At 59.6% G+C, this 6,502-nt stretch carries 6 protein-coding genes; all 6 read right to left on the bottom strand.

Translation table 11 applies throughout. From position 1 onward, the window contains the following. Positions 1–3: 3 nt before the first annotated feature. On the bottom strand, positions 4–525 hold the full coding sequence (locus ACNKID_RS09725) for a DUF456 domain-containing protein (protein WP_417913232.1): 522 nt from the start codon (positions 523–525) through the stop codon (positions 4–6). Between the two features lie 86 nt (positions 526–611). After that, a complete protein-coding gene (locus ACNKID_RS09720) occupies positions 612–1,442 on the bottom strand; it encodes a hypothetical protein (RefSeq protein WP_417913231.1) in 831 nt (276 codons plus the stop codon). A gap of 88 nt (positions 1,443–1,530) precedes the next feature. Then, positions 1,531–3,246, bottom strand: coding sequence for a hypothetical protein (locus tag ACNKID_RS09715; protein WP_417913230.1), 1,716 nt, complete (start codon positions 3,244–3,246; stop codon positions 1,531–1,533). 117 nt (positions 3,247–3,363) lie between these two features. Beyond that, complete coding sequence (gene aat / locus ACNKID_RS09710; protein WP_417913229.1) at positions 3,364–4,044, bottom strand: leucyl/phenylalanyl-tRNA--protein transferase; 681 nt, start codon at positions 4,042–4,044, stop codon at positions 3,364–3,366. Then, positions 4,044–5,693, bottom strand: coding sequence for an acetolactate synthase large subunit (locus tag ACNKID_RS09705; protein ID WP_417913233.1), 1,650 nt, complete (start codon positions 5,691–5,693; stop codon positions 4,044–4,046). The genes aat and ACNKID_RS09705 overlap by 1 nt, the downstream gene beginning before the upstream one ends. Positions 5,694–6,093: 400 nt before the next feature. Beyond that, a partial coding sequence (locus tag ACNKID_RS09700) for a hypothetical protein (protein WP_417913228.1) occupies positions 6,094–6,502 on the bottom strand: 409 nt, incomplete at its 5' end.

Here is a 6,502-nt window from a genome sequence, read left to right as displayed (position 1 = left end):
TCCTCACATGATTTGAAAAACAAACCACGCGACCATGATGCCGGCGATCATCATTTTGGCCGCGACTCCGCCAACAAAGCCGAGAAAGGAGCCAAAACCGGAATGCAGGGCCTGCTTGAGCTGCTCGCCCATGATCAGCTCGCCGACGATCGCGCCAAGCAGAGGGCCGACCAAAATGCCAATCGGCCCAAGGACAAAGACCAGCAGCGTGCCCAGCACCGCACCCCAGGCCGCCGCCTTGGAGCCGCCGAACTTGCGCACTCCCCAAGCTGTGGCAAGCAGATCCACTGCATAGCCCAAACAGATCAGCAGCCCTTGGCCGACAAAGAACCAGACAGAGATGTTGTCAAAACCGGCGATCAGTCCATACACGAGAAAGCCGGCCGCTATCAGTATGGTGCCGGGCAAGGCCGGAAAAACAATGCCGACAAAGCCGGCGGCAATGAAAGGCAGCGCAGCCAGAAAACCCCAGACATGGGTCTGCGCCAGAGTCGCCGCGCAAAAGGTTTGAAGCCAGTCAAGCATCTGGAACTCCCGCCGCTTGAGCGGCAACGCGAGAAGGCTCAGGGCTTGAGATGCGTGTCCTGAGCCTGAGAAATCCGCCGCGCCGATCAGTCAAGCTGCTGCTGCGGAACCGACTGCTGTAGAACTGGTTTCTGTTGCGGCATCACTGGCATCTGTTGCTCGGCCTTGCTCTTCAGAGGTTTCTTCACCGGCTCCTGTTTGACTTGGGCAATCTGGCCAATCAATATCTCATTGTTGAGCTTGCAGTTGGCCAGTTCCTTGTCAGCGTTGGCCAAGGATGCGCTGCGCTCCTCAACAATTTTCTCCAAGCCGATGACTTGGGCGCGCATGGTTTCCGCCTCGGCCAGCACTTTGTTGCGCTCCTCCTCAAGCTGTTGGCTGGCTGCCTCCAGCTCGTCCAGCTCCGCAACCCGCTCCCCGCAGCTCTTCACCTGCTGCTGCTCCCGCTCAATCACTTTGGCGGCAGAATCCAGCTTCTGACCCTGCTCCTCAAGAACAGTCTGCTGCTGGCTGATCTGCTGCTGCAGCTCTTCTATCCGGTTCTGCTGCAGCTGCTGCTCGCCAGACAGCGATTTCTTCATTGCCTCCAACGCGTTGAGCGCACCTTCCTTTTCCTGCTGAAGAGCTGCCAAAGCCGCTTCCAGCTCAGCCGTTTTCGTCTCAGCTGCCGTTTTCTTCTTCTGCACGGTGTTCAGCTGGTCCGCCGCCTGCTGCTTGGCCTCGCGCTCTTTGCTGAGTTCCGTCCGCAGACTGCTGCATGAAGCCGCATCCTCCTTGCCGCTCTTCAGCTGGGCTTGCAGGGTCTCATTTTCCCGGATCAGCTTCTTGTTCTGTCCGTTCTTCATTTGGCCCCAGACTGCGGCAATCAGCAGCAGCACAACCAGCGCGCCAATAATACGGTTTTTGGTGATCTGCATTTTCCAGCTCCTGTTCGTTAAAGTGTTTCCCTCTTCTGCTCAACCCATGCCGCCGCACCGGAGAAAGACACCGGCGCATGTCGGCGGCTCACTGCCCTCCGCCGGAGGAGGAGTCCAGCTCCTTGGCCACACTGTTTAGATTCCGCTTCACTTTGTCCTCGATGCCCGACTGAGGATACTTCCGCAGAACATCTTCCAGCAGCGAGCGGGAAGAAAGCAGCAGCTCCTTTTTCGCTGACGGATCCGCCGCATTGTTGGCCTGCTGAAAGAGAGCCGCCGCCTTCTTGCGGAGAGCCTCGGCGGCCTGCTGCTCAGCCTCTTTGATTTTCCCTTCCGCCTTCGCTTGGAAAGACGTGCTCCGCAGCTCTGAGAAAAGAGCTATGGCTTTGTCATGCTCGTCAGCCTGCATGGCCGCCATGCCCTTGTCCCAAGTCTCCTGCAAGGGATCAATGGCTGTCAGCGGACTGGCTGTCTGCTGCGTCTGTTCCGGGCTGCTTGGAGCAGCCTCAGGCGCGGCACTGGCAGGCTCCTGCTCCGGCGACGGCTCCGGCATCAGGCTCTCCTTTTTCTCGCGGAGGATGTCCTGCTTGTCCAAGGGCAGAATGTCCAAAGGCACTTGCTCCAGCTTGGCCAAAGCGGCGGCAGGCTCCAGCCGTTCCGCCTCCTCCAGCAGGCTGGCAAACCACTGTTCGGCCTGCTGCTCGATGTCGTGCGAGCAGTCTTCGGCATCATCGTTCAGCGGTGAGTCTGGAAAGAGCCGGATAAACTCCGCCGCCTGCTGCACCACCGTGAAGCCGTCTTTGTCCGGGTTGTAGGTCAGGCAGCCAAGGAGCAGGGAGGCGTAAGCGTCCAGTTCGTCCCGTCTGGAGGCTGATGATTCCAACGCATCAAGCGTTCTGGATGTCTTGTCGCCGGACACGCCCAGCCGCCGCAGCTCTTCATATTTCTTCCGGGCAGAGCTGTAGTCGCGGTGTCCAAAATCCAGATCAGCCAGCATCTGGAGGGCTGCGATCTCCTGCTTCTTGTTCCCAGTCTGGCGGGCTGCGGCAAGCAGCTCGTTGAACACGCTGCGCGCCTCCTGCTCTTGGCCCTGCCGGAGCAGCTCCAAGCCTTTTTTGCGCAGGGAGCTGCTGTCAGACTGTTCCTGCTGCGTTTCCGGTTCGGTGCGGGGAGGTGAGGCATCAACTTCCTCCTGCCGCACCAGCTGATGGCCATGGCTGCCCGCATCCTCAGTTTCATGAAGCTCTGCATCAGCTTTGGGGGGATGCGCGTCCGAGGCGTTGAGCGAGCTGTACAGCCGTGGGCATTCCCCTTCCAAATAAACGATGTCTTTTTCTTTGAAACTCTGCAAAGAGCTGAAAAGCAGCTCGCGGGAAGCCTCGACCGAGTCTTCATGGAGCAGTTTGTCCTGAAGATCTTTGTAGGCATCCTGCAAGTCGGCGACTTGGTTGCGGCAGCTGACAATCTGCTCCACTTCCTCCGTGCTCAGGCGCAGTGTTTTCTGACTGCCGCCCAGTTCTTGCCAGTCGCGCAGCCGCTGCTCATAGGCGGCGATGCGTCCGCTGATGGTGGCAAGGGCCGGTTCCAGCACCTGCCTCTGAAACTCTTCGCGCACCTGCTTCGTCTGCGGCGGCGGCTCCGGTGGCAGGAGGAGCGGTGCCTGCGGCGCAGGCTGGCGGCCTGGATAGGGAGGAAGCGAAGTCTGGCCGCCTGGCAGGCAGCCGCTCAGGAGCAGCGGTGCGCCCAAGCCAAGAAAGAACAGCCCCCGCAGGCAGGGGCGGAAAGAAACTGAGGAAGCATCCATTGTTGAACGTGGCTGATGGTCGTATGCGTCTGCGGCTTCCTGAGGAGGACAGGAGCCGGGAAGAAAATTATCAGAAAAATGCCGCCGCTACAACGGCTTTTTGCAAAAAACCGCTTTTCAGGCTGCCAGCTGCCAGCATGTCTGCGGCTGGATGCGCTGAATAAACCGTTCGAGCAGCTCCTGAAAGGCTGTCCGATCCAGCTCGCGGCTGCCGAAGCGGAGCATGTGCGCGGTGGTCATCTGGCAGTCTACAGCCTGAATGCCGCTTTGCCGTGCATGGCTGACCAGCGCGGCCAGCGCGACCTTCGAGGCATCGCTGCGCAGGGAGAACATGGATTCCCCGAAGAACATTTTGTCCAAGCAGACTCCATACAGCCCGCCGACCAGCTTGCCCTCGAAGCGGCATTCCACCGAGTGGGCAAAGCCCAGCTCGTGCAGGCGGATGTAGGCGGCCTGCATGTCTTGGTTGATCCACGTGCCGGTCTCCTGCCGCACAGCGGCGCAGGCGGCGATGACCTCAGCAAAGGCGGTGTCCGCGCTGACCTGATACACGCCCCGCTTGATGGTGCGGGCCAGGCTGCGCGGCAAATGGAACTCCTCCGGGAAGAGCACCAGGCGCGGCGAGAGCGACCACCACAGGATCGGCTCCTCGCCGGAATACCACGGGAAGATGCCCTGCTGATAGGCAGCCAGCAAACGCTCAGGCGAGAGGTCGCCGCCCACGGCCAAAAGGCCGTCCGGCTCGGCCAGCTCCGGCGGCGGAAAGACCAGCTCTCTGTTCAGGCGGAAGACAGGCATCAGCCGATCAGGCAGGTCTTGCGGCGCAGCTCCTCAATCAGCACCGACTCATTCTCCGCATAGTCAATCGGCAGCTCGATCAGGTGCACGCCAGGCGTGTTCAGGCAATGGTCGAGGGTCTCCGGCAGCTGATGCTCCGCCGAAATCCGCCAGCCCGACGCGCCATAGCTCTCCGCATATTTGACGAAATCCGGGTTGCCGAAATCAAGGCCGAACTGCGGCAGATTCATGCCTGCCTGCTTCCACTTAATCATGCCGAAGCCGTTGTCGCGCAGGACAAGCACGGTCAGATCGAGCTTGAGGCGGATGGCGGTCTCAAGCTCCTGCGAGTTCATCATGAAGCCGCCATCGCCGCAGACGGCAATCACCTTGCGCTGCGGGAAGAGCATCTTTGCGGCTATGGCCACAGGCAGGCCCGCGCCCATGGTCGCCAGCGCGTTGTCGAGCAGGACCGAGCAAGGATCGGCAGACTTGTAATTCCGCGCGAACCATATCTTGTACATGCCGTTGTCCAAGGAGAGAATGGTCTCTTTGTCGGTCAGCTCTTGCAGCACCTTGGTGAGCTGCTGCGGCGTGTGCGGGAAGGTCGTTGGCAGGGTGCAGCGGTAGACGTTTTTCTCGATCTCCTTCTTCAGCTTGCTGAAATAGCCGTCCCCGGCCAGCGAGTCCGGCGCGATCAGCCCAGCCAGACGGCTGACCGAGTCGGCAATGTCACCGATGATCTCATGCTGCGGGAAATAGACCTCGTCAAAAACCGCGCTGAAATAGTTGAGATGAATGACACGCACTCCATCCCGGCGCATGAAGAAGGGCGGCTTCTCCACCACGTCATGACCGACGTTGATAATGACATCCGCCTTGCCGATAGCGCAGTGCAGGTAGTCATGATCAGAGAGCGCGGCGGTGCCGAGGCAGCGGGGATGGAACTCGTCCGCTGTGCCCTTGCCCATCTGGGTGGAAAAGAAATGGATGCCGGTTTGCTCGATGAACTGCTGAAGGGCCGCGCCCGTATGCCGTCGGTTGGCGGCGGCGGCAATGAGCAGGAGCGGATTCTTCGCCTGGCTGATGATCGCAGCCACATGGCGCAGGGCCTCGTCCGAAGCTAAAGGCATCGGTACTTCCGTCACCGGGAAGGGCCGGGCCGCTTCTGAGACCGGCTCTGCCGCGATGTCCTCAGGCAGCTCCAAATGCACAGGCCCAGCCTTCTCCTGCACCGCTGTGCGGAAGGCCTCACGAGTCAAGGCGGCGATGGAATCCGCACTGACGACCTGCCGGGTCATCTTGGTGATCGGGGCCATCATTGAGACCACGTTGATGATCTGAAAGCGTCCTTGCTTGGAGGCCTTGATCGGCTTTTGGCCAGTGATGAAAAGGCAGGGCATCCCGCCCAGATAAGCATACGCCGCGCTGGTGACAAAGTTGGTCGCGCCCGGCCCCAAAGTGGCAAGGCAGACTCCCGGCCTACCGGTCAGGCGGCCATAGGCTGCGGCCATGAAGCCTGCGGCCTGCTCGTGCCGGGTGAGGATCAGCTTGATGCTGGAAGTCCGCAAGGCTTCGAGAAAGGCAAGGTTCTCCTCGCCGGGTATGCCAAAGATATATTCCACGCCCTCGTTTTCGAGGCAGCGCACTAAGAGTTCAGCACCGTTCATCGCTTTAAGCATCTGTCGTGACCTTGTTGGGAAGCGGGCGGCAGGAGCTTGCATGGCCCGTTCAGCTAATGTACCGCATTTGCCCGCACGGACGGTAGGGAAAAACTCGAAGCAGGCTTCGGGCCAATTGCAAACGAGCGTTTGAGATATGCCCGCACTCCAGCAAGCCAAGCTCCGCAACCCGTCGGACGGCTTCCGTTCCATGCTAGCATGGAGAAAAACTCGATGCTAGCATGGAGAGGTGCTCCATGCTACGTTCGAGGGAGGCTGCATGCTAGCATGGAGGATGCCTCCATGCTAGCATCGAGAATCGCTCCATGCTAGCATGGAAAAAATCTCGATCCAGCATCGACTTTTCCTTCATGCAGGCATCCTCTGCGCCCGGAAGGATGGCGCGGGGTTATTTCTTTCGCTGGTTCAGAATATCCTCGGCAATATTCTGGTATTTGATTTTCAAACCAAACAGATTCAGCTCGCCTTCAACATACCTGTTCATCTTCTTTATCAGTCCCCGCAGCCCGCCCTCCTTCCGTTCTCCCTCAGCCAAAGCGAGCATCTGATTGCCCTCGCTTTCATTGGCGAAATGCACGCCATCCAGCAGCTCTTGCACGCTGTATGCTCTTTTCGCGCCTTCCGGGAACACCTTTTCGATCCCCGCTTCTTGGCTGTTGAGCAGGCTTTCATAAGCAACGGTGATCGTTGGCTCATTCGGGAGCGGCACGCGCTCGCTGACCTTCAGTCCTTCAAAGCCTGTATTGATTTCCCGCAGGGTGAGCCAAATCAGGGCGAGGAAGATTTTGCGCTCCTTG

The sequence above is a fragment of the Candidatus Electronema sp. TJ genome (genome assembly GCF_048287355.1).
Classification (GTDB): Bacteria; Desulfobacterota; Desulfobulbia; order Desulfobulbales; family Desulfobulbaceae; genus Electronema.
Note: the sequence above shows the minus strand (reverse complement) of the source record. Positions and strands in the feature narration are given on the sequence as shown.